Genomic DNA, 25201 nt, shown 5'->3' with positions numbered 1-25201 from the left:
TGCTGTTTGCTTATTCCTTTAATTCGTGGTAAGATAATTAAGATAAAATGCAGTGAGAGAGGTAAGAAAATTGGCTTTTGGAGATAATGGACCGCGTAAGAAGACACCGTTTGAGAAACTGACCCTAGTTGTCGTTATCATTATGGTTTTGGTTACAGTCGGAGCGCTGGTTCTCAGTGCACTTAGCGCCGTTATTTAAAAAGAAACGCTCACGGGCGTTTTTTTAAGCGAATTACAATAAGGTAGAAAAGATATGAGCATGTTTTTAGATACTGCCAAGGTTTCAGTAAAAGCTGGCCGCGGCGGTGATGGTATGGTTGCATTCCGCCGTGAAAAATATGTCGCCAACGGCGGTCCCTGGGGCGGTGACGGCGGCCGCGGCGGCAATGTCATCTTTGTAGTTGATGAGGGACTTCGTACTCTTATGGATTTTCGCTATAACCGCAAATTTAAAGCGAAAAATGGTGAAAAAGGCATGACCAAAGGAATGCACGGCCGCGGTGCCGAGGACCTTTATGTGCGTGTACCGCAGGGAACAACGGTTCGCGATGCGCAAACCGGTAAGGTTCTTGCTGATTTAATCGTAAACAATCAGGAATTTATTGCGGCTCACGGCGGCCGCGGCGGCCGCGGAAATATCCGTTTTGCAACCCCGCGCAACCCCGCGCCTGAGATTTCCGAAAACGGTGAACCCGGCGAGGAACGCGAACTGGACTTGGAGCTGAAAATTCTGGCTGATGTTGGTTTGGTTGGTTTTCCTTCTGTTGGGAAATCAACCCTGCTCAGTGTTATTACAGCAGCCAAACCTAAAATCGGCGCCTATCATTTTACCACCATTGTTCCTAATTTGGGCATGGTGCGCACTAAGTCCGGCGAGTCCTTTGCAGTGGCTGATTTACCGGGCTTGATTGAAGGTGCCAGTCAGGGTATTGGCCTTGGAACACAGTTTCTGCGCCATATTGAGCGGACACGTGTTATTTTACATGTCATTGATATGTCGGCAGCAGAAGGCCGCGATCCTTATGAAGATTATTTGGCAATCAATAAGGAATTGGAAACCTATAACCTGCGTCTGCTGGAGCGTCCGCAAATTATTGTTGCAAATAAAATGGATATGCCGGAAGCTTCAGAAAACCTAAAGGTCTTCAAAGAAAAACTGGCAGCCAATTATGATGAGTTTGATGAGCAGCCGCAGATTTTTCCAATTTCAGGAATTACTCATCAAGGACTCGATGCTTTGCTGGATGCAACGGCACAGCTATTAGCCAAGACCGATGACTTTCTTCTTTATGATGCTTCAGAAATGCAGGAAGAAGCTTACTATGGTTTTGATGAGGAAGAAAAAGCCTTTGAGATTTCCCGGGCTGATGATGCTGCTTGGGTACTCTCCGGTGAAAAACTTGAAAAACTCTTTGTCATGACCAATTTGGAACGCGACGAATCTATTATGAAATTTTCGCGCCAATTGCGGGCTATGGGTGTTGATGAGGCTCTGCGCGAACGCGGTGCTAAAGATGGGGATATTGTCCGTATCGGTAAATTTGAATTTGAGTTTGTGGATTAACTCGCTAAGAGTGATTATGCTATTAAAATAGCAATCACTCTACGCCAAGTGCTATGACACTTGGCTAAGCGACTTACTAGCTCGAAAAACGATTAGTCTCGAATCGTTTTTCTCACGTCGTGACTTTTTCATGAATAAAGGAGAAACTGCTGGTGGCCTGCCTATCAACATCACTAAGGCAGATAAATCAGTAATATCGACTGATTTATCTGCCTGTCGTAACATCAGGCTTTTGGCTGGCAAAGGTATCCGGTAGAAAAGTGAAAATTGCTAGGATACTTGGCTAAACGACTTACTAGCTCGAAAAACGATTAGTCTCGAATCATTTTTCTCACGTCGTGACTTTTTCATGAATAAAGGAGAAACTGCTGGCGGCCTGCCTGTCGTAACATCAGGCTTTTGGCTGGCAAAAAGAATGCTGCCACTATAGAATGAGTTAAGCTCAGCCGGCCTTTACGAGTAACTAAATATTAAACCTAATCAAGATGGAGGTTTTATTATGGGTGATAAACCAATATCATTTAAAGATAAAGATGGCAATTTTGTGTCAGCAGCCGATGTTTGGAATGCTGAGAAATTAGAAAAACTTTTTAATAAACTCAATCCCAATCGCAGGCTGCGGTTGGAACGCGAAAAACTTGCCAAAGAAAAAACAGAATAACGCAAAATACCAGCCTGATGTGAATATCGGCTGGTATTTTTTTAAAAATTTTCCATAAATAGCATATAACACTTGACAAGAGTTCTATACTGTTATATACTGTTTATAACAAGAAGGAAAAATCAGATGATGCAAATAATAATTAATAACACTTCTATGGTTCCAATTTATGAGCAAATTGCAGAGCAAGTAAAGAAAGGCATCCGAACAGGTCAGTTAAAAGAAAATGACCTCTTACCGTCCGTCCGTTCGTTATCCAAGGATTTAAAAATCAGTGCACTGACCGTAAAAAAGGCCTATGATGTTTTAGAAAGCGACGGTTTTACAGTCACTGTCCATGGCAAGGGCAGCTATGTTGCCGCTGTAAACCCGGAACTCTTATTGGAAGAGCAGAAAAAAGAAGTAGAGACCGATTTTGAGCGCGCCATTCAAAAAGGAAGGCGTTACGGCCTTTCTGACAAGGAAATCAGGAGTCTATTTGATTTGATTTTGGAGGACTAAGCCATGTTAAAAATCAACGATTTAAGGAAACAATATGATCGCTTTTCTCTGAAGGCTTCGCTAGACATCAAAGAGGGAGTGATTACCGGTTTGATTGGACAAAATGGATCCGGCAAAACGACACTGTTTAAGTCTATCTTAGGTTTGATTTCAGCAGACGGCGGGCAGATTAGTCTTTTTGGAAAAGACAGTCAGCGTTTGACCGCTAAGGACAAGGAAAAACTGGGCGTAGTGCTTTCTGATTCTGGATTCAGCGGCTATTTACGGATAATAGATATTCTTTCGATTTTAGAAGCTATGTATCCGGCTTTTGACAAGGCATTCTTCCTTAAACAACTGGATAGATTTCAGCTGCCAAAAGAGAAGTTTTTAAAAGATTTCTCAACAGGGATGAAAGCTAAGTTAAAAGTCTTGGTTGCCATTTCTCATCAGGCAGAACTGCTCATACTGGATGAGCCGACAGCGGGTCTTGATGTTATGACCAGAGATGAATTGCTGGACTTATTGAGAGATTATATGGAGCAGGACGACAGACGCTCGATCTTGATTAGTTCCCATATTTCAAGCGACTTAGAAAGTCTGTGCGATGATCTCTACATGATAGATGATGGCCGAATTATTCTGCACGAGGAAACAGATGTTTTACTGAGTGATTATGCTGTCTTGAAAGCTACAGAAGAACAGTTTGCTGAATTGGATAAACCTTTTATTCTTCGTTTTAAAAAAGGAAAATTTGGCTATAGCTGCCTGACCAATCAAAAACAATTTTACTTGGAAAACTACCCCGCAATTGCTCTTGAAAAGGGGACTATTGACACGGTGACAGCCTTGATGATAAGGGGGGATAAACTATGAAAGGGCTTTTGATAAAAGATTTTAAATTGATTGGGCAGCAAAAAAACTTCTTTTATTTGCTGCTGGCTGTTGTGATTGGATTGGTTGGCTTTTCAGATGATATTGCTTTTCCCTTATATTTTATGACGTTTACCGTTTCCTTATTTGCTTTAACAACTACCAGCTATGATGAACTTGACAACGGAAGTGCCTTTTTGTTCACTCTTCCTATCACCCGCAGTAATTATGCTCTTGAGAAATATATTTTGGCTGTTCTGCTGAGTTTCAGCTCTTGGATAGCTGCTCTCCTTTTGGCAATAGCAGCCGCAAGTTTGAGGGGAATGTCAGTCAAAGACATTTTGATGACAGCCAGCTTTATTTTCCCTTTGGTTGTGATAATGCAGGCTATCATTCTCCCGATTCAGCTGAAGTTTGGAGCAGAAAAAGGCCGTATCGCGATGATTGCAAGCATTGCCGGACTGGTTGTTCTAGGTATTGTTCTTCTTAAAACTGCTAAAATGTTTTTTGACATTGATTTGGCAAATTTACTCAATCACCTGCCTGTTCTCAGTGCAGAAGCACTCGTCGCTTTATTAATTCTTGCAGCTCTTCTGATTTTGGCGATTTCCTTAAAAATCAGTATTGGTATTATGAAAACCAAAGAATTTTAAAAATGAGGTTAACTAAGAATGACAAGAGAGTGGGAAACAACATCAAAATCGCCATTTCATGACGATTTACCGATTTTTGTCCCACTCTTATTTTTAGTTATTGAATCTTTCTGAGGTGCTTTTGATCAAGTTCGTAAACAGTGCTGCCAATTTCCTCAATAAACTTTCGATCATGGGAAACGCTGATGATGCAGCCGGGGTAATCCTTAAGAAGTTGCCGGATAAGCGGCTGGCTGGTTGGCGAGAAGTGGCGTGTTGGTTCATCCAGAATGAGCACATTATTTCCTTCCAGGACCATTTTAGCCAGAAAGAGCTTGGCTTTTTGGCCGCCGGAGAGGTCAAGGACGGAGTGTTCGACTTCTTGGCGTGTGAATTGCAGGCTGGCAAGGATGGTTCGTACCTTTTCAGGACTTGCGGCATCCGATAAAAAGCTCAGAGCAGTTTGGTGGGCATCTAAAATCTCCTCGTCATTTTGGGGCATGTAGCCCAATGAAAGGTCTGTTCTTGTTTTCAATTCCTCCAAAACTTGCTTGAGCAGAAGTGTCTTGCCAATACCATTTTTCCCTGTAATGACCAGCTTGTCCTGTCCACGAATTTGCCAATCGATTTTTTGTCCGCTTGCTAACTCTTTTGCCTCCCACTTTAGAATGACCTTGCTAGCAGGCAGAGTCTGAATATCTGAAAAGAAAAGGGCAATCGTATCCATATCTTGAGGGATTTCAGTGAATTGGTCCGCCTCTTTGTTTAGGCGGCCTTTTTGAGCTTGGTGGGCATGCATTTTTTTGGCTAGAAGCCGTCCTGTAACATCATTTTTGGTCTTGCGCAGTTCATGTTCTATACGTTGCTGAATGCGCTGGTATTTCTGAGTTTTTTTGGCATGTTCTTCGCGCTCCTTATTGGCCAGCTGCAGTTGGCGTTCAAACCGTTCACGTCTTTGCTGACGATAGCTTTGGTAGTCTCCATGAAAATAGCTGGCGCGCGCTTCTTGACGTTTTTTTAATAATTCAAGATGAAGTATAGCAGTAGCAGTGTTTGTTAAGAGTTCTTCATCATGTGAGATAAAGATAATCGTTTTATCTGTTCTTTTGATAAATTTTTCCAGCCATTGCAGACTTTCTAGGTCCAAATCACTGGAAGGTTCATCAAAGAGCAAGAGATCAGGGTCACTGGCTAAGATTTTCAGCAGCTGCAATTTCAATTTTTCCCCGCCTGAGAGGTTTCTGACCAGTTGTTCAGGGTCATCAAAGCGATTAGTATCAAATTGAAAGAGCTCTGCCATTTGATAAAAAAGATTAAAATCAAAGCGGTCATAGTCTATATCATGGTAGAGGCAGTCGCTTAAGCTGCGGTCTAAATCTGCTGGCGCTATATTCTGAGGGAGGTACCCTGTACGGCTAAAGCGGTTGGTGATTGTTCCTTCCATGGTGGTATAGCCAGCAATCAAGCGAGGATTGAGAATGGCTTTAAGCAGGGTAGACTTACCAGTTCCCTCTTCACCGATAAGAGCCAGTTTGTCGCCAGGGTTGACCACAAGATTAAGATCTCGAATAAGTGTTTGCAAATCTTTCTGGTGGGTAATCGTTAGATGCTGGAGTTGCAGCATGGACTGTCCTTCTTTCTTTTTCAAACAATAAAAGCCGCTACTTTATCTAGTAGGGCTTTCTTTATGCCATCAAAAACAGCAGCAGTCTATACTTTTTGAAAATAAAAATGGTAGGTCGGTGAGTCACTTTTAGTACCGGCTGCAGCTTGTCACCTAGCATCATTTTGATTTTATTTGAGTATTGGTTGCAATTTTTTGGATCTTGGTGCACACAAAAAATTCTTCTAGATAAAGTATATCCACTATGAAGAATTTTAGTTTTTCAATGCACCATACCTCCATTTGATATTATAAAATCAGTTTAGCAAAACGCTTTCAAAAAGTCAATGGGTCATGTTATAATAAAAAATTTAAAGGTTTTAAAGAACCTTGCAGCAAATGAAACTGCAAAGTTGAGGCTGTTAAAACAGTTACGGCAGTTAAAAAGCAAGACCGATCATGCCTTGCTTTTTAACTTAGTAAGGGAGCTAGTCAGTCCACCATAGTGGCTGATATTACGACGTAAAAAAACTTAGTTCGACAATAACTAAGTTTTTTCACTAGTAAGGTGTTTAGCAAGGTCTTATAGGAGCTTATTAGCAAGTGAGACTGGAAAGTTGAAGATATTAAAGCAGTTACGACAGTTAAAAAGCAAGGCCGATGATGTCTTGCTTTTTAACTTAGTAAGGGAGCTAGTCAGTCCACCATAGTGGCTGACGTAGTCTGATTAGGAGTTGAAAACTCCAATCAGACTTGCACCGTTAAACATTCAGCACTTTATCCAAGAAGTCTTTGAGACGCGGGTGCTGTGGGTTATCGAAAATTTCTTCAGGGGAACCGTCTTCAAGGAAGCGTCCGCCATCGGTAAAGATAACGCGGTTGGCGACCTTACGCGCAAAGCCCATTTCGTGGGTGACAATCAGCATGGTCATGCCTTGTTCAGCCAAGTCTTTCATGACATTAAGCACATCGCCGACCATTTCAGGGTCAAGAGCTGATGTGGGCTCATCAAAGAGCATGATGTCCGGATTCATGGCGAGGCTGCGAGCGATGGCCACACGCTGTTTCTGGCCGCCTGAGAGACTGTCAGGATAAGCTTGTGCCTTGTCAGAAAGACCGACTTTTTCCAAAAGTTCCATACCGTGCTTTTGAGCTTCTTCTTTAGATTCTTTTCCGAGTTCAATCGGGGCAAAGGTGATGTTTTCAAGAACGGTCATGTGCGGGAAAAGGTTGAAATGCTGAAAAACCATTCCGATATTTTCCCGAGCTTTATCGACATTGGTAGTAGGGTCTGAGAGTTCATAACCGTCAACAATGACCTTGCCGCTGGTAACAGATTCGAGAAGGTTCAGCGTGCGCAGGAAGGTCGATTTTCCGGAGCCTGAAGGACCGATAATGCAGACAACATCTCCCTCATTAAACTGCACATCAATGCCTTTGAGGACTTCATTTTGTCCGAAAGATTTATGCAAATCCTGAACATCAATTTTTAAATCAGTCATTATTTAATCCTCTTTTCTAAGCGTTTTGCCAGACGTGTCAAGAGTGTAATGATTACAAGGTACATCAGAGCAAGAATGGCATACATGCGGAATGATTGGTAGTTGCGGGCGATGATGATCTTGCCGGCTTGGAAAAGCTCAATCAGTCCGATAGCTGAGATAATGGTGGTATCCTTAAGTGAAATAACAAATTGATTGATGAAGTTAGGCAGCATCATTTTGAAGGCCTGCGGCAGAATGATTTTTTGCATGGTCGTCTTGTAAGAAATACCCAAGCTGCGGCTGGCTTCCATCTGTCCGATCGGAACAGCCTCAATACCGCCGCGGACGATTTCAGCAATATAGGCACCGCCGTTTAAGGTCAGGGCAATGGTACCTGCAACGAAGTCGTTGATAGGACTTTGATGACCGGTAACAGACTCGATCAGGTTAGGAATTCCCCAGAAGATGAAGGCTGCGACAATCATCAGCGGAATACCGCGCACCACATCAACAAAGACAGCAGCGATAACACGCAGTGCCTTGTAAGGGCTGACACTCATCATACCAAAGATAATGCCGACAATCAGGGCAAGACCGAATGACAGAAGAGCCAGGCTCAGGGTTGTTCCAAGGCCGGAGAGGAGCTGTTTATAATTGTTGGTAATCAGTCCCCAAATGGTAGATTCATCAACGGCTGATTTGGATTTAGCATCTTGCTTATCATCAGACAGGTATTTGTTGATAATCTTATCGTACTGACCTGATTTTTTAAGGGCAGCTAAGCCGTTGTTAAACATTTGAATGAGCTCAGGGTTATTGCCCTTTTTAACAGCAAAACCGTATTCGCCGGACTTTTCACCCGGAATTGGTGTTTCAAATTTACGCCCCTGCTGAATAGCATATTTAAGAACTGCTTCATCATCCATAAGTGCATAAATAGAACCGGAATTCAAGCTATCATACATGGTTGATGCTTCATCAAATGATTTTAGCGTGTAGCCGTACTTATCCTTATTTTTTTCGAGGAAAGCATAAGAAGCTGTTCCGTTTTTGGCCCCGACTTTTTTGCCTTTCAGATCTTTGTAAGACACAAGACCGCTTCCCTTACGAACGGCTAATAAGGTATTTGATGTATAGTAGGGGTCGGAAAAATCGAAGATCTTTTTGCGCTCATCGGTAATGGACATTCCGGCCATAACAGCGTCTGCCTGACTTGACTGAACAGTATTGAGAGCAGCGTCAAATCCCGGATTTTCCGTTTGAATCTTAAAGCCCTGCTGTTTGGCAATGGCTTTGATTAAATCAACGTCAATACCGACATATTTACCGCCGTCATTTTGAAATTCAAAAGGAGCAAAGGAAGAATCCATTACGATCTTGTAGCTGTTTTTAATCGGCTTTGCTTTGGCCTTGGCATCACCCGTGCTCTGTGATTTAACAGTGTCGGCAGAAGCAGACTTGGAAGAAATCCACTTGTTCATGATCTCATCATAAGTTCCGTCAGCTTTCATTTGTTTTAAGGCTTTGTTGAAATCTTTGACGAGGTATTCATACTTACTGCCTTTTTTGACGGCGAAAGCAAAGCTGCCAATAGGCTCGCCTTCCATTTCGATACGGAGATCCTGGCCTTGATTGATAGCGTATTGGGCAACAGGTTTGTCATCCATAACGGCATCAACAGAAGCAGATTCTAAACTGTTATACATAGAATCGCCAGTGTCGAAGGATTTGATTTTATAGTGGTACTTATCCTTCTTTTTTTCGAGAAAGCTTTGGGCAGCTGTCCCGTTTTTAACACCTACCGTCTTGCCTTTGAGCTGACTGTACTTGGTAATTTTGTCTTTGCTGCGAGTAACAATGACAATTTTGGTATCATAATAAGTGTCTGAAAAAGTAAAGACTTTTTTACGCTCTTTGGTAACAGTTGTTCCTGCCATCAAAGCATCGGCCTGTCCGGACTGAACGGCATTAACCGCCGCATCGAAACCGGGGAAGGACATTTTGTAGTCCCAGCCGCTGATTTCAGCTGCTTTTTTAATGATATCTACATCAATTCCCTTATAGACCTGGTCGCTGTCCTTAAATTCAAATGGTGCATAAGTAGAATCTGAAACAACCTTGATGGTATCAGCAGAAACTTTTGCGCCAAAGATAAAAGCCAGTGTCAAAAATGCTGTCATAAGAGCAACTATCTTTCGCTTCATGTTCGTACTCCTTCATAAAAATTACTTTATTATATCAAATATTAAAAATTTAGGCAAGAACAGTCCTGCATGCCATGTAAGAAAACATAACATAGATATGCCGTTGACTTTTAAAGGGAAAAAGTGTAAATTGCTATATATTATAAGGAACTTTTACCAATGAATTAAAGAAAGAATCACCTATGCAAAAAAGAATTTTAGAAGCTCCGACACTCTTTTATCAGAAAATACCCAGCTGGCTCTTTATTATTTTAGCCTGTATTATGGTCTATCTTTTTGTTTTTCTGGGGAGTTTTGCCGGAGGAGCTGTACTGTCTCTGCCGATAATGACGCTTTATCTCATTGATCCGATAAAGTTCAGTCTTACTGCGGCCTTTAGCAGCTTATATTTTCAGCTGTTCTTATTTTTCTTTGTTTCTCTAGTGGTCTTTGCCTGGGTGAAGTGGGCTGAAAAGCGCCCGATTTCCAGTTTGGGGCTATTCAGGAAAAATTGGTTTCAAGCCATTATTAAAGGCTGGGGTGTAGGCATGCTTGTTTTTTCGGCAGCTTTTCTGCTAACCTACCTTTTTGGCGGTGTTGAACTGCAGTCTGTTGATTTTTCGGGAGGAGCCGTTTTGTCTGTCTTGTCAACTATCCCCTTTTGGTTTATTCAGAGCGGGACAGAAGAACTGCTGACACGCGGTTGGCTTTTGCCTTTGATCAATAAGCGCAGCAATCTTGCGGCAGCCATCGGAATTTCCAGCAGTCTTTTCGGACTGATGCACTTGGGAAACAGCCACGTGACTGTCTTTTCAATACTCAGTATCATTTTGTCAGGTGTTTTTATGGCACTTTATATGTTAAAGACGGATAACCTTTGGGGCGTTGCCGGCCTGCATGGTGCTTGGAATTTTACTCAGGGAAATCTCTTTGGAGTAGCTGTCAGCGGGCAAGGTGCAGGGACATCTTTATTTTACTTCAGCAGCAAGGCTGATGCAGCCGAATGGATTTCAGGCGGCGCCTTTGGAACAGAAGGGAGTTTTCTGACCAGTCTGGTACTTGTTGTGGCTATCGTCATACTTGGTTTTTTGCTTAAAAAAGAAAATGTCACCCTTGCTAAGGACGCTTGAGTTTGAAACTCAGGCTTTTTCTTTTAGGCTTTTCTTGTGATAAAATAGAGAGTAGAAAATGAGGTGGCAGTGAATGATAGATAAAACAGAGAATAATCAGTTTAAACTGGTTTCCAAATACCAGCCTTCCGGGGATCAGCCGCAGGCCATTGAACAGTTAGTAGATAATATTGAAGGCGGTGAGAAAGCGCAGATCCTGATGGGAGCGACCGGGACAGGTAAGACTTATACCATGAGTCAGGTGATTCAAAGGGTCAATAAGCCAACTCTCGTTATCGCCCACAATAAAACCTTGGCCGGCCAGCTTTACGGGGAATTTAAAGAATTTTTCCCTGATAATGCAGTCGAATATTTTGTATCTTACTATGATTACTATCAGCCGGAAGCTTATGTGCCGTCCAGCGATACTTATATCGAAAAGGACAGCTCCGTCAATGACGAAATTGACAAGCTGCGCCACTCGGCAACCTCGTCTTTACTGGAGCGCAACGATGTTATTGTGGTGGCGTCTGTGTCTTGTATTTACGGTTTGGGTTCACCCAAGGAATACGCAGACAGTGTTGTCAGTCTGCGTCCGGGTCAGGAGATTTCTAGGGATCAGCTGCTCAATAGTTTAGTTGATATTCAGTTTGAGCGCAATGACATTGACTTTCAGCGCGGGCGTTTTCGTGTGCGCGGCGATGTGGTGGAAATTTTCCCGGCATCCCGTGATGAGCATGCCTTTCGGGTTGAATTTTTCGGGGATGAAATTGACCGCATTCGGGAAATTGAAAGTCTGACCGGCCGTGTCTTAGGAGAAGTTGATCATTTGGCTATTTTCCCGGCGACTCACTTTATGACCAATGACGAGCATATGGAGATTGCCATAGCAAGGATTCAAGAGGAATTGAAAGAACAGCTCAAGCTCTTTGAATCGGAGGGCAAACTCTTAGAAGCTCAGCGATTGAAACAAAGAACCGACTATGACATTGAAATGCTGCGGGAGATGGGCTATACCAACGGTGTCGAAAACTATTCCCGCCATATGGACGGAAGAAGTGAAGGCGAGCCGCCTTACACTCTTTTAGACTTTTTCCCAGAAGATTTTCTGATCATGGTCGATGAAAGCCATATGACCATGGGACAGATCAAGGGGATGTATAATGGCGACCGTTCGCGTAAAGAGATGCTGGTCAACTATGGTTTTCGTCTTCCGAGTGCCCTGGACAACCGTCCGCTGCGCCGGGAAGAATTTGAAAGTCATGTCCACCAGATTGTTTACGTGTCTGCCACTCCGGGAGATTATGAGCTGGCACAGACCGATACAGTCATTGAGCAAATTATTCGTCCGACAGGTCTGCTTGACCCAGAAGTAGAAGTCCGGCCGACCATGGGGCAGATGGACGACTTGTTGGGTGAAATCACCGTGCGTGCCGAAAAGGGCGAACGAACCTTTATTACCACTCTGACGAAAAAAATGGCAGAAGACCTGACCGACTATCTTAAGGAAATGGGGGTCAAGGTTAAGTACATGCACTCGGACATCAAGACCTTGGAGCGGACCGAAATTATCCGCGATCTGCGGCTGGGTGTTTTTGATGTGCTTGTAGGGATTAATCTGCTGCGCGAAGGAATCGATGTACCTGAGGTCAGCTTAGTTGCGATCCTTGATGCTGACAAGGAAGGCTTCCTGCGCAATGAACGCGGGCTTATCCAAACCATCGGCCGGGCGGCACGAAACAGTGAGGGTCATGTGATCATGTACGCTGATACCATGACCCAGTCCATGAAAAATGCTATTGACGAAACGCACCGCCGCCGCCAAATTCAGATGGCTTACAACGAAGAACACGGCATTACTCCTCAGACAATCAAAAAAGACATTCGCGATCTTATCGCCATCAGCAAATCAACAGAGAGCGATGTGGCTGAAGAGCAAGTGGACTACAGCGCTATGAACAAAAAAGAACGCCAAGAAGTCATCAAGAAGCTGCAAAAACAAATGCAGGAAGCGGCCGAACTGCTTGACTTTGAACTGGCCGCCGAACTCCGCGATATGGTGCTGGAATTGAAAGCGATGGATTAAGGGGAGAAGTAATATGTCAGAAAATAATTTTAATATTCAAGAAGTCAATACGATAACAGAATTTGTAATCTGATTGCTTAACTGTCTATTTTAGCCTATGCTTTCCTCAATTTGCTGAGTGTGTCTGAAGAAGGAGATTTGTCTGAATTATTTTACAGTATTATGAATAGTAATGAATTTTTATAAAAAAATACTTGACAAATGCATAAATATAAAATATAATAATCCTATCTTAATAAAAATAGAAGTTGAGGATTGTTATGAAATTAGCTAAAAAAGTGTTAGTGGGAGCCTTTGCTGCTTTATCTTTGGTCAGTCTTGCTGCCTGTGGTTCTTCATCTAAGGATAATTCTTTGAAAAAAATTGAGGACAAGGGAAAGCTTGTTGTTGCCATGAACCCTGAGTTTGCTCCGTTTGAATTTAAAACCTTAGTCAACGGTAAAGATACCATCGTCGGAGCAGATGTTGAGATTGCTAAAGCCATCGCCAAAGAGCTGGATGTCAAAGTCGAATTTTCGGCCATGTCGTTTAACAATGTTCTGTCAAGTGTTCAGTCAGGTAAGGCGGATATTGCGATTTCAGGCATTTCGGCAACTAAAGAACGTCAAAAAGTGTACGATTTCTCAGAAACTTATTACGAGTCCGTCAATGTGGTCATTGTCAAAAAATCTGAATTAGCCAAATATAAGAAAACTGATTCACTGAAAGGGCTCTCCGTAGCTACTCAAAAGGGAAGCATTCAAGAAGATGTTGCCAAAAAACAATTGACAGGTGCTAAAATCATCTCTCTCGTTCAAAACGGCGAGATGATCAATGAATTAAAATCCGGTCAAGTGAACGGCGTCGTTTTGGAAAAGCCGATTGCAGAAGGCTATGTGGCTAAAAACAGCGACTTGGCCATTGCTAAAATCAAATTAAAATCGGGAGCCTCTGATTCCTATGCTGTTGCCATGCCTAAGGGCAGTCCTTCTCTTAAGAAAAAAGTTGATAAGGTCATTAAGCAGCTGAAGAAGTCTGATAAAATTGACGGTTTTGTCAAAGAAGCCTATAACTTATCTGTTTCCAGCAAAGAATAGCAGTTCTGTGTTAGGATAAGCCGTTTATGAAAAATTAAGAAAAGCCCTCGGCAGGTGTTTGCGAGCCTGCTGAGGGTTTTGTCTAGTAATGGGAAAACGGGCTGTCTGTCCTTACTTTCTCGGCATTGACAAGTGTCTGCTTATTGAGTATTATCATTAGCAGGAAAATAAAAGGAGTCAAGATGAAATTACCACGTTTTGGAGTGGAAGAATGGCTGAACGTTCATGAAAAGGATGCTCTCTATGATATTGCCGGCGTAACTGTCTCGGCTTTGACTCTGGAGGAGCTCTTTGATCTGGCAGATCAGGATTTGCAGACTTTTTTTCAGGAGCTGTCCCGCAAAAAGCTGGACTACGGCTGGATAGAGGGTTCGCCCGAATTCAAAAGGGAAGTCTGCGGGCTTTATAAGACCATTCAGCCTGAGCAGATTTTACAGACCAATGGCGCCACCGGCGCTAATATGCTGGCGCTCTATGCGCTGATTGAGCCTCAAGACCATGTCATCTCAGTCTATCCTGCTTATCAGCAGCTCTATGACATTCCCAAATCTTTGGGAGCACAGGTGGATTTGTGGCAGATTAGGGAAGACCATAATTGGCTGCCGGATTTAGACGAGCTGCGCAGGTTGATTCGTCCCAATACGAAAATGATTTGTATCAATAATGCTCACAATCCGACAGGGGCTGTTATGGACGAAGCTTACCTGCAGGAGTTAACAGCTATTGCTGAATCCTGCGGGGCTTATATTCTGTCTGATGAGGTCTATAAACCGTTTTCTTTCCGGCGGGAAATTCCTGCTATTGCCGACTTATACGATAAGGGCATTTCAGTTGACAGTCTGTCAAAGGCCTACTCTCTGCCCGGTATACGTGTAGGCTGGGTAGCTTCAAATAAGGAAGTAGCAGACGTTCTCAGGGACTATCGCGATTATACCATGATCTGTGCCGGTGTCTTTGATGATATGCTGGCTGCCTTTGCCTTGAAAAACCGCCAGGCTATTCTTAAGCGAAATCAAAAAATTGTCAGTGAAAATCTTTTGATTTTAAAAAATTGGCTGGCACAGGAGCCGCGGGCCCATGCTATCCTGCCGGATCATGTTTCCACTTCGCTGATTAAGCTGGATGTACCGCTTCCCATTGAAGATTTTTGCAAACAGCTTTTATCAGATTACGGTGTGCTGCTGGTTCCGGGCAATCGTTTTGATCTTGAGGGCCATGTCCGCCTTGGTTACTGTGGTGACAAAGGTGTTTTAAAAACAGCCTTGTCAAAATTATCCCAATGCCTGAAACAATTTGACTGATAAGGGTAATAAAATTTATAATAGACTTATCAAAATAGAAAAGAGAAAAAAATGACACTTAAAAAATTATTGCTGACTTTCCTCAGCCTTTTGGCTGTAGTGGCCTTGACTGCCTGCGGTGCTTCCAGTTCAAAAGATATGCAGGACAAAGTGAAAGAAAAGAAAAAACTTGTTGTTGCTGTCAGTCCGGATTATGCGCCTTTTGAATTTAAGGCTCTGATTGACGGCAAAGATACCGTGGTCGGTGCTGATATTGAACTGGCAAGGGCGATTGCCGATGAATTGGGAGTCAAGCTGGAAATATCATCAATGAGTTTTGACAATGTGCTCTCCAGTATAAAAACTGGCAAGGCTGATATCGCTATTTCCGGTTTATCTTATACCAAGGAACGTGCCAAAGTTTATGATTTTTCAGATGCTTATTACAAGACAGAAAATGCTATCTTAATCAGAAAGTCTGACCTTAGTAAATATACATCGCTGGCAGCTTTCGATAAGGCCAAGGTTGCTGTTCAAAAAGGAACTATTGAAGAAGGCTTGGCAAAAGATCAATTGAGCAAATCAAACATTACTTCTTTAACCTCAATGGGTGAGGCTGTCAATGAGCTGAAATCAGGACAGGTTGATGCTATTGATTTGGAAAAACCGGTAGCAGAAGGGTACATCTCTCAAAACAGTGATCTTGTTCTTGCATCAGTTGCCCTGAAAACAGGTGAAGGTGGCGCCAAAGCTGTTGCGCTGCCGAAAGACAGCGGCAAATTAGTTAAGACTGTCAATAAGGTCATTAAAAAACTTAAAAAAGACGGCAAGTACAAACAGTTTATCAGTGATGCAGTTAAGCTGACCGGACGCCAAGTTGATTAAAGGACAAATTTTTCTGATTTGATTTTCAGTGTTCTTGAAAATAAATTTTAAAATAGCCTGAAAATGCCTTGACATTTATTTCCACATTTTTGTATAATGTTTAAGAACGTGTAAATGTTACAATGAAATTGAGGGGAGTGAGATACATGTCAAAGACTGTAGTGCGTAAAAATGAATCACTTGACGATGCTCTTCGTCGTTTCAAACGTTCTGTAACTAAAGCTGGTACACTTCAAGAGTCACGCAAACGTGAATTCTACGAAAAACCTTCTGTGAAGCGTAAACGTAAATCAGAAGCAGCTCGCAAACGTAAAAAATTCTAAAGTGATTATTATTGAAAAAGCTGAAACTTTGTTTCAGTTTTTTTAGTTCTTTTCAAATCTGCCAACAAGATACTGCGGGATAAAAGGCCTTGTTTCTTTTTAGCAGTGATGAAGTTTTGGCGGCAGCCAAACAGGAATCGCTGCTGAAGATGGTAAAGAAAAAACAGCCTTACTTAGGCTGTTTTCAATAAAAGGGAGAAGCAGCTCAATGACCGTTTGATCGCGATTGCTTCCTGCAGTTTTTAGTTTTGTTTTTCTAAAAGGGCTTTGATGTCTGCTAACAGTTCAACTTCAGTAGGTTCACCTTCAGCAGCGTCTTCTTCTGCTTTTTTGGTAATTGCCATTGCATGATTAGCAGCTTTAACAACGAAAAAGAGTGTTGTTCCTACAATCAAGAAGTTAATGACAGCACTTAAGAAATTACCGTAAGCAACACCGTGCCATGAAAGCTCAGCAATCTTTTCGACGCCTGCAGCTTTTAAAGCAGGGTTCAAAAAGAGCGGTGTGATGACGTCTGAAACGAAGGATGTGATGATAGCATTGAATGCTGCCCCCATAACAACGGCTACAGCAAGTTCAAGGACACTTCCTCGGAACAAAAACTCTTTAAGTTCTTTGATCATTTTGTTTTTCCTTTCTTATTATTAGTTACTTATTATACGGGAAAAAATGGTATTTGACAATAGATGTACTTCACTTTTTACAAAAATATGGTAAAATTGAAATGCTGTAAAAATATATTTTCTGAAGGGAAGACAATGGGAAAGAAAAGACATAAGCGAAAGGGGCTAGTTCGCAAAAGCGAAATTATTGCCTTGAGTGTTTTTGTTTCGTCAGCTGTTGTGCTGCTGGCAGCAACTAATTCTTTTGGAGTTTTGGCCAAAACCCTGCATCTGAAGCCTGTCGGACTCACCCTTCCTTTTATCAATAAGGAAGCGGAGCAAAAATCACAATATGCTTCCGGCGAAAAAGTCCAGATCAATTCCAGTCAAAAGCTGGCAGATTATCAAAATTGGATCGGAACAGTCAAGAAAGTAGAACCTGCGGAGACCTCACAGCAGAAATCAGCCTACAGCTATGATGTTAAGTTTGGCAACGGACGCACCATAAAGCACGTTCGGGAAGAAGATCTGACCAAAAGCAAGAATTCAAAATACCATCAAGGTCAGGTTGTTAAGCTAAAATCATCTGCCAAGGAGAATTTAAAAGGGCACAGTTTGTCGGATTATCAAGCATCAGCCGGCCGAGTTGATCAGGTTTCTTACAACCACAGCAGTGCTGCAGGCGGTTATAAATATGCTGTTACCTTTGATGACGGCGGAAAAGTTACTGACATTCAGGAAGAGGATCTGGATACTATTTATGAGGTCAAGTTAAAAGCTGAAAACAGTGCCGCTCAAAATAATGAAGTGCTGAGACAGGCTTTTGCCTATGCCAAAGAGCATCCCGGCACCATTTTAAGCCTGCCCGACGGTAAATTCAAAATCGGCAGTCAGACGCCAACCAAAGATTACATTACTCTTGCTTCCGATACTGAAATCAGGGGCAACAATACAACGCTGTTGGTTGAAGGAGCAGCCTACTGGTTTGCCTTGGCGACCGGACCTCGAGCAACTGACGGGGTTAAAAATTTCACCATGCGCAATCTGAACATCAAGGCCAGTGATTTGGATAAGGGCAACCACTTTATGGTTATGGCTAACCACGGTGACCATTGGCGGGTTCTGAACAACAGTTTCACTATGGTTCATAAAAAAGGCAGCCATGTTTTTGACATGGGCGGCCTGCAAAATTCCGTTTTTAAAGGCAATCAATTCACGGGTTATGCTCCTGAGCTGGTCAATGCCCGTCAAATTGATGCTAATCTTTCCCTTCACGACTATTATTCTGAAGCTATTCAGCTGGATGCTTCAAGTGATAACGGTGTATGGGACGGCGGTTTGATTAAAGCCATTGATCCTGACTACGGCAGTCACAATAAGGAAAGACAGCTCAGCAGAAATATTATCATCACTGATAATTCCTTTGTTCCTTATTACGACAGCAAAGGCAATATCAAAGCCTACAGCGGAAGTGTCGGCCAGCATTCTTCAGATGTAGGACCGATTAAGATTTACAACAATCTGTTTAGCAATACTTTGGTTGATCGGCTTAACGTCAATGAAAAAACTAAACTCTGGCTCTTTAAAGCCATTCACCTAAAGACAGAACGCAAAGGCACTGTGTACGATAATGATATAGATTGACAGATTCCGTGAAAAGATTATAAGAAGGCACTCTCTAAGCCGGTCGTAAAGACCAAAATAGGAGGGTGCTTTTGTGCTTCTTTAATTTACAAAAAGCCTTAAAAATGGTATAATGAAAAGTAACGCTAAAATAGGGATTTTTATGTGGAGGTGATGATTTCTGGCTATCGATAAGGGAATGATTAACGACATTAAAAACAGCGTCAATATTGTTGATGTGATTGGTGAAGTTGTCAGTCTTTCACGGGCAGGCCGCAATTATTTGGGTCTCTGTCCCTTCCACAAAGAAAAGACGCCCTCCTTTAATGTTATTGAGGACAGACAGTTTTTTCACTGTTTTGGCTGCGGGCGTTCAGGCGATGTCTTTAAATTTATAGAAGATTACCGCAACATTAGTTTTCTGGAGAGCGTTCAGGTGCTGGCCGACCGCGCCGGTATTGCTGTTGCAGTTCAGGACAAGAGTCAGGAAACAAGGCAGGAACACCCCAATCAAAGGTTTTTCAACATCAATGACGATGCCGGCAAGTTTTATCAGGCTGTTTTGAAAACCACCAAGATAGGTGAAACAGCTCGGCAGTATCTTTATGAAAGGGGACTGACAGATGAGCTGATTGATTATTTTAAGATAGGTTTAGCTCCGGATGAACATGATTATCTTTATCAGGCCATGCTGAAAAAATATGATGAAGATACCATCATTAATTCTGGTCTTTTTAATCTGTCAGACAGCAACACTGTTTACGATGCCTTCCAGAACCGCATTATGTTTCCTTTGACGGATGAATTCGGTCATATTGTCGGTTTTTCAGGTCGGATTTGGACAGAGGCCGACAGTGCCAAAAAACTGGCAAAGTATAAGAATACGCGTGCGACAGCAGTTTTCAACAAGTCTTATGAGCTCTATCATCTGGATAAGGCCAAAGCGGTCGCAAAAAAGGAACATGAAATTTACCTGATGGAAGGTTTCATGGATGTGATTGCCGCCTATCGTGCGGGCATCAGCAATGCTGTTGCTTCCATGGGAACAGCGCTGACACCGGAACATGTGAAGCATTTGAAGAAATTCACTAAAAAAGTTATTCTGACATATGACGGGGACAGTGCCGGGCAGAATGCCATTGCCAAATCCTTAGCCATTCTGTCGGATATGGCAGTGGAAATCGTCAGAATTCCCGGTCAGATGGATCCCGATGAATTTATCAAGGAAAATTCCGCAGAAGAACTGAAAAAACTGCTGACACAGGCAAGGATCAGCAGTATTGAATTTTGGCTTCATTACCTGAAACCTGAAAATAGTGATAATTTGCAGGCGGAGATTGATTATGTGGAGAAAATGGCAAAAATTATTGCCGCCTCGCCTTCAATTACTGCTCAGAATACCTATATCAATATGGTAGCTGAAAGTCTGCCGGACTTTAATTATCAGCAGGTAGAACAAGCGGTTAATAACGAGCGCCTCCAAACGCGTTCACAAAGAAGCGAGCAGGCTCTCAGCCGGCCAATCAGGGTGGAGATGCCTGTGACTAAGCATCTGACGGCTGTGGCTAAGGCTGAAAATCAGCTCTTTCATCGCATTCTTCACCATGATTATCTGTTAATTGAATTTCGCAATCGGGAAGATTTTTCCTTTGAAACCCCGGAATTGCAGGAACTCTACCAGCTTTTAAAAAGCAAGGGTGAACTGAATGCCTATGATTTGTCTCAGCTTCCTGAGGAACTTCAAAATGCCTATTACCGTGTTTTAGAGGAAAATCTGCCGGAAGAGATTGCCGAGGGGGAAATCAGGCAGCTGGAAAGTCAGAGAAATAAATACCTGCAGCAGCAGGAGCTGCAAAAACAAAGCAAAGCCATCCGTGAAAACAGCAATCACGGTGACATAGATACTGCAGTTGAGGGCTTAGAAGCTCTCATCGCTCAAAAAAGAAATATGGAATAGAGGAAAAATGGCAAGTAGTAGTAAAAAAACATCAAGTACCTTTAATGTTCAAGTGGCGGATTTTATTCGCAACCATAAAAAAGAAGGGGTAGCAATTGACGATGAAGTTACTGAAAAACTCGTCATCCCTTTTGAACTCGAGGCTGAGCAGATTGATGATTTGCTGGAACGTTTGACTGACGGCGGCATCTCTATCACTGACAAAGACGGCAATCCTTCATCGAAGTATGCAGTTGAGGAAATCAAGCCTGAGGAGCTGACCGATGAGGAGCTTCTGGGAAGCAATTCTGCCAAGGTCAATGATCCTGTACGGATGTATCTAAAAGAAATCGGTGTTGTCCCTCTTTTGTCTAATGAAGAAGAAAAAGAGCTGGCCATTGCGGTTGAAAACGGTGATCTTGAAGCCAAGCAGCGCTTGGCAGAAGCCAACTTGCGCCTGGTTGTTTCTATCGCTAAGCGTTATGTCGGCCGCGGCATGCAGTTTCTGGATCTTATCCAAGAAGGCAATATGGGCTTGATGAAGGCGGTTGATAAGTTTGACTACTCTAAGGGATTTAAATTTTCAACCTATGCCACTTGGTGGATTCGTCAGGCCATCACACGCGCCATTGCCGATCAGGCCCGCACGATCCGTATTCCTGTTCACATGGTGGAAACAATTAATAAATTGGTGCGTGAACAGCGCAACCTTTTGCAGGAATTAGGTCAGGATCCGACACCGGAACAGATTGCAGAGCGCATGGATATGACACCGGATAAGGTCAGAGAAATTCTGAAAATCGCTCAGGAACCCGTGTCACTGGAAACACCAATCGGTGAAGAGGATGACAGCCATCTGGGAGACTTTATTGAAGATGAAGTGATTGAAAATCCGGTAGATTACACAACGCGTGTTGTGCTGCGCGAGCAATTGGATGAGGTGCTTGATACGCTGACAGACCGCGAAGAAAATGTTCTGCGTCTGCGCTTTGGTTTAGATGACGGCAAGATGCGTACGCTGGAAGATGTGGGCAGAGTGTTTAATGTTACGCGTGAACGGATTCGTCAGATTGAAGCTAAGGCACTGCGCAAGCTGCGTCATCCAAGCCGCAGCAAACAGCTGCGTGATTTCGTTGAAGATTAAAAGGAGAGGGAACTATGGCAGAAGCAAACTATACTCCCGAAGAAGTCACAAAGATTAAAGACAGAATTCTGGAAGCTTTGGAAATGGTTATTGATCCCGAGTTAGGAATTGATATTGTCAACTTGGGGCTTATCTATGACATTCGTTTTGAAGACTCAGGTCATACCGAAATTGACATGACTCTGACAACCATGGGCTGTCCTTTGGCAGACTTGCTGACGGATCAGATTTACGATGTTTTAAAGGATGTACCTGAGGTTCTTGATGTTGATGTTAAGCTGGTTTGGTCGCCGGCCTGGTCGGTGGACAAAATGAGCCGCTATGCACGGATTGCTTTGGGCATTCGGTGATTGGCCGCAGCAGAAAATCAAGGAAACGTTTTAAAAAGAGCTGTTAAGGCTGCCGGGCTTAAAGAACGGTCTTGTATACAATACATTTTTAATGGAACACAGACTAAAATCCTAATAAAAAGATAACGGTCCTTTTGTCTTAGCGACACGGCGTCCGTTTCCTATTTTATACGGATTTTTTCACGCCCTTTGTATCTTAAATTAAAGGAGAATACGAATGATTTTAATCACAGGAAGCAATGGTCAGTTGGGTACGGAGTTACGCCATCTGCTTGATGAACGTAATGAAGACTATGTGGCTGTTGATGTCGCAGAAATGGACATTACAAATGCAGAAAAAGTGGATCAAGTTTTTTCACAGGTGCAGCCCAGCCTTGTTTACCACTGCGCAGCCTATACGGCTGTTGATGCAGCAGAAGATGAAGGAAAAGACTTGGATTATGCAATCAATGTGACGGGAACTGAAAACATTGCCAAGGCCTGTGAAAAATATGGTTCAACTCTGGTTTATATCTCGACAGACTATGTTTTTGACGGCGAAAAGCCTGTCGGACAAGAATGGGAAGTTGATGATCAGCCGGATCCAAAAACAGAATACGGCCGGACAAAACGCCTGGGTGAAGAGGCTGTTGAAAAATACGTCAGCAATTTCTATATTATCCGTACCGCTTGGGTTTTTGGCAATTACGGGAAAAACTTTGTCTTTACCATGCAAAACTTAGCTAAGACCCATGATACGCTGACTGTTGTCAATGATCAGCACGGCCGTCCGACTTGGACCCGCACGTTAGCTGAATTTATGACCTATTTGGCTGAAAATCACAAAGCGTTCGGCTATTATCATCTGTCAAACGATGCAGCAGAAGACACGACCTGGTATGATTTCGCCCGTGAAATTCTTAAGGATACCGATGTTACGGTCAAGCCTGTTGACTCCAGCCAATTCCCGGCTAAAGCTAAACGTCCTCTCAATTCAACCATGAGTCTGAAAAAAGCAAAAGCAACCGGTTTTGTCATTCCGACTTGGCAGGAAGCCCTGCAGGAATTTTACAGACAAGATGTGAAGAAATAAGATGGCAAAACGCCTTAATTAAATCTTTATAATAGTGCAAACGACAGCAGGCTCAAGCCTGCTGTTTCTTTTCGCAAAATTCTTTGAAATATGCTATAATATTATGGATTGTATTGTTAAAATGGGGGAATAGAGTTTGCGTCATGTATTCATCATCGGAAGTCGGGGACTACCGGCCCAGTACGGCGGTTTTGAGACTTTTGTAGAAGAATTAGTTAAGCATCGGCAGTCGCAGGATTTGACTTATCATGTGGCCTGTCTCAGTGAAACTGACCGCCATAAGCATTTTACTTATCTGAATGTTGATTGTTTTACGATCAAGGCTCCTAAAGTGGGGCCTGCCAGAGTAATTGCCTATGACATGATGGCCATCAGCTATGCTTTAAAATTAGTTAAAACCCAAAATATTGCAGCTCCCGTTTTTTATGTTTTAGGCAATACAATAGGTGCTTTTATGGCACCTTTTGCCAGAAAGATTAAAGGAATGGGCGGACAGTTTTATATCAATCCGGATGGATTGGAGTGGCGCCGCTCCAAATGGTCCCGTCCCGTGCAGTCTTATCTGAAATATGCAGAAAAGTGCATGACAAAGACGGCTGATCTGGTTATTTCAGATAATATCGGGATTGAAGATTATATCAAGCAAACCTACCCTTGGTCAAAAACGGCTTTTATTGCTTATGGAACGGATATGTCGCCATCCGGACTGGACGAAAATGCTCCTGAAGTTCAAAAATTCTATGAACAATGGGCACTCAAAAGTAAAGGCTACTATTTAATCGTTGGCCGTTTCGTGCCGGAAAACAACTATGAGACAGCTATCCGCGAATTTATGGCATCGGCAAGTAAGCGCGATCTCGTCATTATCTGCAACCATCAAGGAAACACCTATTTTGAAGAGCTGCGGCAAAAAACGGATTTTGATAAGGATTCTCGTATTAAGTTTGTTGGGACGGTCTATGACCGTGCTCTGCTGACTTATATCCGCGAACATGCTTTTGCTTATATTCATGGGCATGAGGTCGGCGGAACCAATCCGGGCTTGCTTGAAGCCTTGGCGCACACTGATCTGAACCTTGTCTTAGGTGTTGATTTTAATCGCTCGGTTGCGCGGGACGCTGCCTGCTATTGGTCGAAAGACAGAGGCAGTCTTGCACAGTTGATTGAACAGGCGGACGGACAGACGGATTTTTCAGAGTATGGTCAAAGGGCTAAGGACATCATTCGCCGCCATTATACCTGGGAAAAAATTGTAGGAGAGTACGAGGACTTGTTTTTGCATGAAAGTTAATATTGTAATGTCTGCCTACAATGGTCAGGAGTTTATCGCAGAGCAGATTAGAAGCATTCAGCGGCAGACTTTTAAAGATTGGAATCTGCTGATCCGTGATGATGGCTCAACGGATGACACACCTGAGATTATTGCAGATTTTGCGCAGCAGGATCCGCGTATTCATTTTATCAATGCTGCTGAGCGTACTAATTACGGTGTTATCAAAAATTTTTATACGCTGGTTAAATACGAAAAGGCTGATTATTACTTTTTAAGCGACCAGGATGATATTTGGCTGCCCAATAAACTGGAGCTCTCTCTGGCAGAAGCCCAAAAATATGATGGGCAAAAACCTTTGATGGTTTATACAGATTTGAAGGTTGTGGATAAGAAGCTGCAGGTTCTGCACGAGAGCATGATCAAAACGCAGTCACACCATGCAAACACAGCATTGCTTCAGGAATTAACAGAAAACACGGTGACCGGCGGTACAGCTATGTTTAATCATGCTTTGGCTGAAAAATGGACCGTTTGCGAGGGCATTCTCATGCATGACTGGTATCTAGCATTGATTGCTGCCGCTTTAGGAGACTTGGTTTATTTGGATGCTGCGACAGAATTGTACCGGCAGCATGAGAGCAATGTGCTGGGGGCAAGAACCTGGTCCAAGCGTTTTAAAAACTGGCTGCAGCCCCATAAACTGCTGGCTAAGTACTGGTGGCTGATTACTTCCAGTCAAAAACAGGCTGCCTACCTATTAGGTTTAGATTTGCCTGGGGATAAGCACGACTTGGTTGCAGCTTATGTCAATCTGCTCAAACAGCCGTGGCTGCACAGACGGCATGACCTTAAAAAATACGGCTTTGCTAAAAACAGAGCTTTTCATACCTTCATTTTTAAAATTTTAATTACAACGAAAATCGGCTATAGTCATTATCGCAAACATGGCTATCAGGCATAGG

General features: G+C 42.9%; 23 protein-coding genes. 19 read left to right on the top strand and 4 right to left on the bottom strand.

Features of this window, described 5'->3' with window-relative positions:
- Positions 1-70 precede the first annotated feature (70 nt).
- From AC4HAN_RS01340 to AC4HAN_RS01315, 6 genes are all read left to right on the top strand, one after another.
- On the top strand, positions 71-199 hold the full coding sequence (locus AC4HAN_RS01340; protein WP_003087827.1) for a DUF4044 domain-containing protein: 129 nt from the start codon (positions 71-73) through the stop codon (positions 197-199).
- 54 nt (positions 200-253) lie between these two features.
- Positions 254-1564 carry a GTPase ObgE gene (obgE, locus tag AC4HAN_RS01335; protein ID WP_491090696.1) on the top strand — a complete coding sequence of 437 codons (1311 nt, stop codon included), beginning with the start codon at positions 254-256 and terminating at the stop codon, positions 1562-1564.
- A gap of 499 nt (positions 1565-2063) precedes the next feature.
- A complete protein-coding gene (locus AC4HAN_RS01330) occupies positions 2064-2225 on the top strand; it encodes a hypothetical protein (protein ID WP_491090695.1) in 162 nt (53 codons plus the stop codon).
- Positions 2226-2354: 129 nt separating this feature from the next.
- Positions 2355-2726 (top strand): GntR family transcriptional regulator, encoded by a 372-nt coding sequence (locus AC4HAN_RS01325; protein ID WP_491091113.1) that lies wholly within the window; start codon positions 2355-2357, stop codon positions 2724-2726.
- Positions 2727-2729: 3 nt separating this feature from the next.
- The gene (locus AC4HAN_RS01320; RefSeq protein ID WP_491090693.1) at positions 2730-3581 is read left to right on the top strand and encodes an ATP-binding cassette domain-containing protein; all 852 of its coding nucleotides are present in this window, start codon (positions 2730-2732) and stop codon (positions 3579-3581) included.
- Positions 3578-4231, top strand: coding sequence for an ABC-2 transporter permease (locus AC4HAN_RS01315; protein ID WP_491090692.1), 654 nt, complete (start codon positions 3578-3580; stop codon positions 4229-4231). The genes AC4HAN_RS01320 and AC4HAN_RS01315 overlap by 4 nt, the downstream gene beginning before the upstream one ends.
- A gap of 97 nt (positions 4232-4328) precedes the next feature.
- On the opposite strand, the gene AC4HAN_RS01310 is transcribed toward AC4HAN_RS01315, so the two are convergent.
- From AC4HAN_RS01310 to AC4HAN_RS01300, 3 genes are all read right to left on the bottom strand, one after another.
- The gene (locus AC4HAN_RS01310; protein ID WP_491091112.1) at positions 4329-5834 is read right to left on the bottom strand and encodes an ATP-binding cassette domain-containing protein; all 1506 of its coding nucleotides are present in this window, start codon (positions 5832-5834) and stop codon (positions 4329-4331) included.
- 740 nt (positions 5835-6574) lie between these two features.
- Complete coding sequence (locus AC4HAN_RS01305; RefSeq protein WP_491090691.1) at positions 6575-7315, bottom strand: amino acid ABC transporter ATP-binding protein; 741 nt, start codon at positions 7313-7315, stop codon at positions 6575-6577.
- Entirely contained in the window at positions 7315-9501 is a 2187-nt protein-coding gene (locus AC4HAN_RS01300) for an ABC transporter substrate-binding protein/permease (protein ID WP_491090689.1), read from the bottom strand. The genes AC4HAN_RS01305 and AC4HAN_RS01300 overlap by 1 nt, the downstream gene beginning before the upstream one ends.
- 182 nt (positions 9502-9683) lie before the next feature.
- Between AC4HAN_RS01300 and AC4HAN_RS01295 the strand changes: the two genes are divergently transcribed.
- The 6 genes from AC4HAN_RS01295 to rpsU all read left to right on the top strand — a co-directional run bounded on the left by AC4HAN_RS01295 (position 9684) and on the right by rpsU (position 16239).
- Positions 9684-10610 (top strand): CPBP family intramembrane glutamic endopeptidase, encoded by a 927-nt coding sequence (locus AC4HAN_RS01295; protein ID WP_491090688.1) that lies wholly within the window; start codon positions 9684-9686, stop codon positions 10608-10610.
- Positions 10611-10683: 73 nt separating this feature from the next.
- A complete protein-coding gene (gene uvrB / locus AC4HAN_RS01290; protein ID WP_491090686.1) occupies positions 10684-12675 on the top strand; it encodes an excinuclease ABC subunit UvrB in 1992 nt (663 codons plus the stop codon).
- Between the two features lie 260 nt (positions 12676-12935).
- Positions 12936-13751, top strand: coding sequence for a transporter substrate-binding domain-containing protein (locus tag AC4HAN_RS01285; protein WP_491090684.1), 816 nt, complete (start codon positions 12936-12938; stop codon positions 13749-13751).
- A gap of 182 nt (positions 13752-13933) precedes the next feature.
- Complete coding sequence (locus AC4HAN_RS01280) at positions 13934-15052, top strand: aminotransferase (protein WP_491090683.1); 1119 nt, start codon at positions 13934-13936, stop codon at positions 15050-15052.
- A 51-nt stretch (positions 15053-15103) separates the two neighbouring features.
- Positions 15104-15916 (top strand): transporter substrate-binding domain-containing protein, encoded by an 813-nt coding sequence (locus tag AC4HAN_RS01275; protein WP_491090681.1) that lies wholly within the window; start codon positions 15104-15106, stop codon positions 15914-15916.
- A gap of 146 nt (positions 15917-16062) precedes the next feature.
- Positions 16063-16239: a 30S ribosomal protein S21 gene (gene rpsU, locus AC4HAN_RS01270; protein ID WP_000048058.1), complete on the top strand. Its 177-nt coding sequence runs from the start codon at positions 16063-16065 to the stop codon at positions 16237-16239.
- A 242-nt stretch (positions 16240-16481) separates the two neighbouring features.
- On the opposite strand, the gene mscL is transcribed toward rpsU, so the two are convergent.
- Entirely contained in the window at positions 16482-16862 is a 381-nt protein-coding gene (gene mscL, locus AC4HAN_RS01265; RefSeq protein WP_491090676.1) for a large conductance mechanosensitive channel protein MscL, read from the bottom strand.
- Between the two features lie 135 nt (positions 16863-16997).
- Between mscL and AC4HAN_RS01260 the strand changes: the two genes are divergently transcribed.
- From AC4HAN_RS01260 to AC4HAN_RS01230, 7 genes are all read left to right on the top strand, one after another.
- Positions 16998-18485 carry an HlyD family secretion protein gene (locus tag AC4HAN_RS01260; RefSeq protein ID WP_491090674.1) on the top strand — a complete coding sequence of 496 codons (1488 nt, stop codon included), beginning with the start codon at positions 16998-17000 and terminating at the stop codon, positions 18483-18485.
- Positions 18486-18663: 178 nt separating this feature from the next.
- Positions 18664-20421 (top strand): DNA primase, encoded by a 1758-nt coding sequence (dnaG, locus tag AC4HAN_RS01255; RefSeq protein ID WP_491090673.1) that lies wholly within the window; start codon positions 18664-18666, stop codon positions 20419-20421.
- 7 nt (positions 20422-20428) lie between these two features.
- Positions 20429-21544, top strand: a complete 1116-nt coding sequence (gene rpoD, locus AC4HAN_RS01250; RefSeq protein WP_491090671.1) for an RNA polymerase sigma factor RpoD — start codon at positions 20429-20431, stop codon at positions 21542-21544.
- Positions 21545-21558: 14 nt separating this feature from the next.
- Positions 21559-21894, top strand: a complete 336-nt coding sequence (locus tag AC4HAN_RS01245) for a metal-sulfur cluster assembly factor (RefSeq protein ID WP_491090670.1) — start codon at positions 21559-21561, stop codon at positions 21892-21894.
- Between the two features lie 217 nt (positions 21895-22111).
- Positions 22112-22966: a dTDP-4-dehydrorhamnose reductase gene (gene rfbD, locus AC4HAN_RS01240; RefSeq protein WP_491090669.1), complete on the top strand. Its 855-nt coding sequence runs from the start codon at positions 22112-22114 to the stop codon at positions 22964-22966.
- A 136-nt stretch (positions 22967-23102) separates the two neighbouring features.
- Positions 23103-24257 (top strand): beta 1-4 rhamnosyltransferase Cps2T, encoded by a 1155-nt coding sequence (cps2T, locus tag AC4HAN_RS01235; RefSeq protein ID WP_491090667.1) that lies wholly within the window; start codon positions 23103-23105, stop codon positions 24255-24257.
- Positions 24247-25200, top strand: coding sequence for a glycosyltransferase family 2 protein (locus AC4HAN_RS01230; RefSeq protein ID WP_491090665.1), 954 nt, complete (start codon positions 24247-24249; stop codon positions 25198-25200). Before cps2T ends, AC4HAN_RS01230 begins: the two co-directional genes overlap by 11 nt.
- The last annotated feature ends 1 nt before the right edge of the window (position 25201 follow it).

It is taken from the genome of Streptococcus sp. ELY_86 (assembly GCF_058314495.1).
The sequence above is the reverse complement of the archived record's forward strand: the minus strand, read 5'-3'. Positions and strand labels throughout refer to the sequence as shown.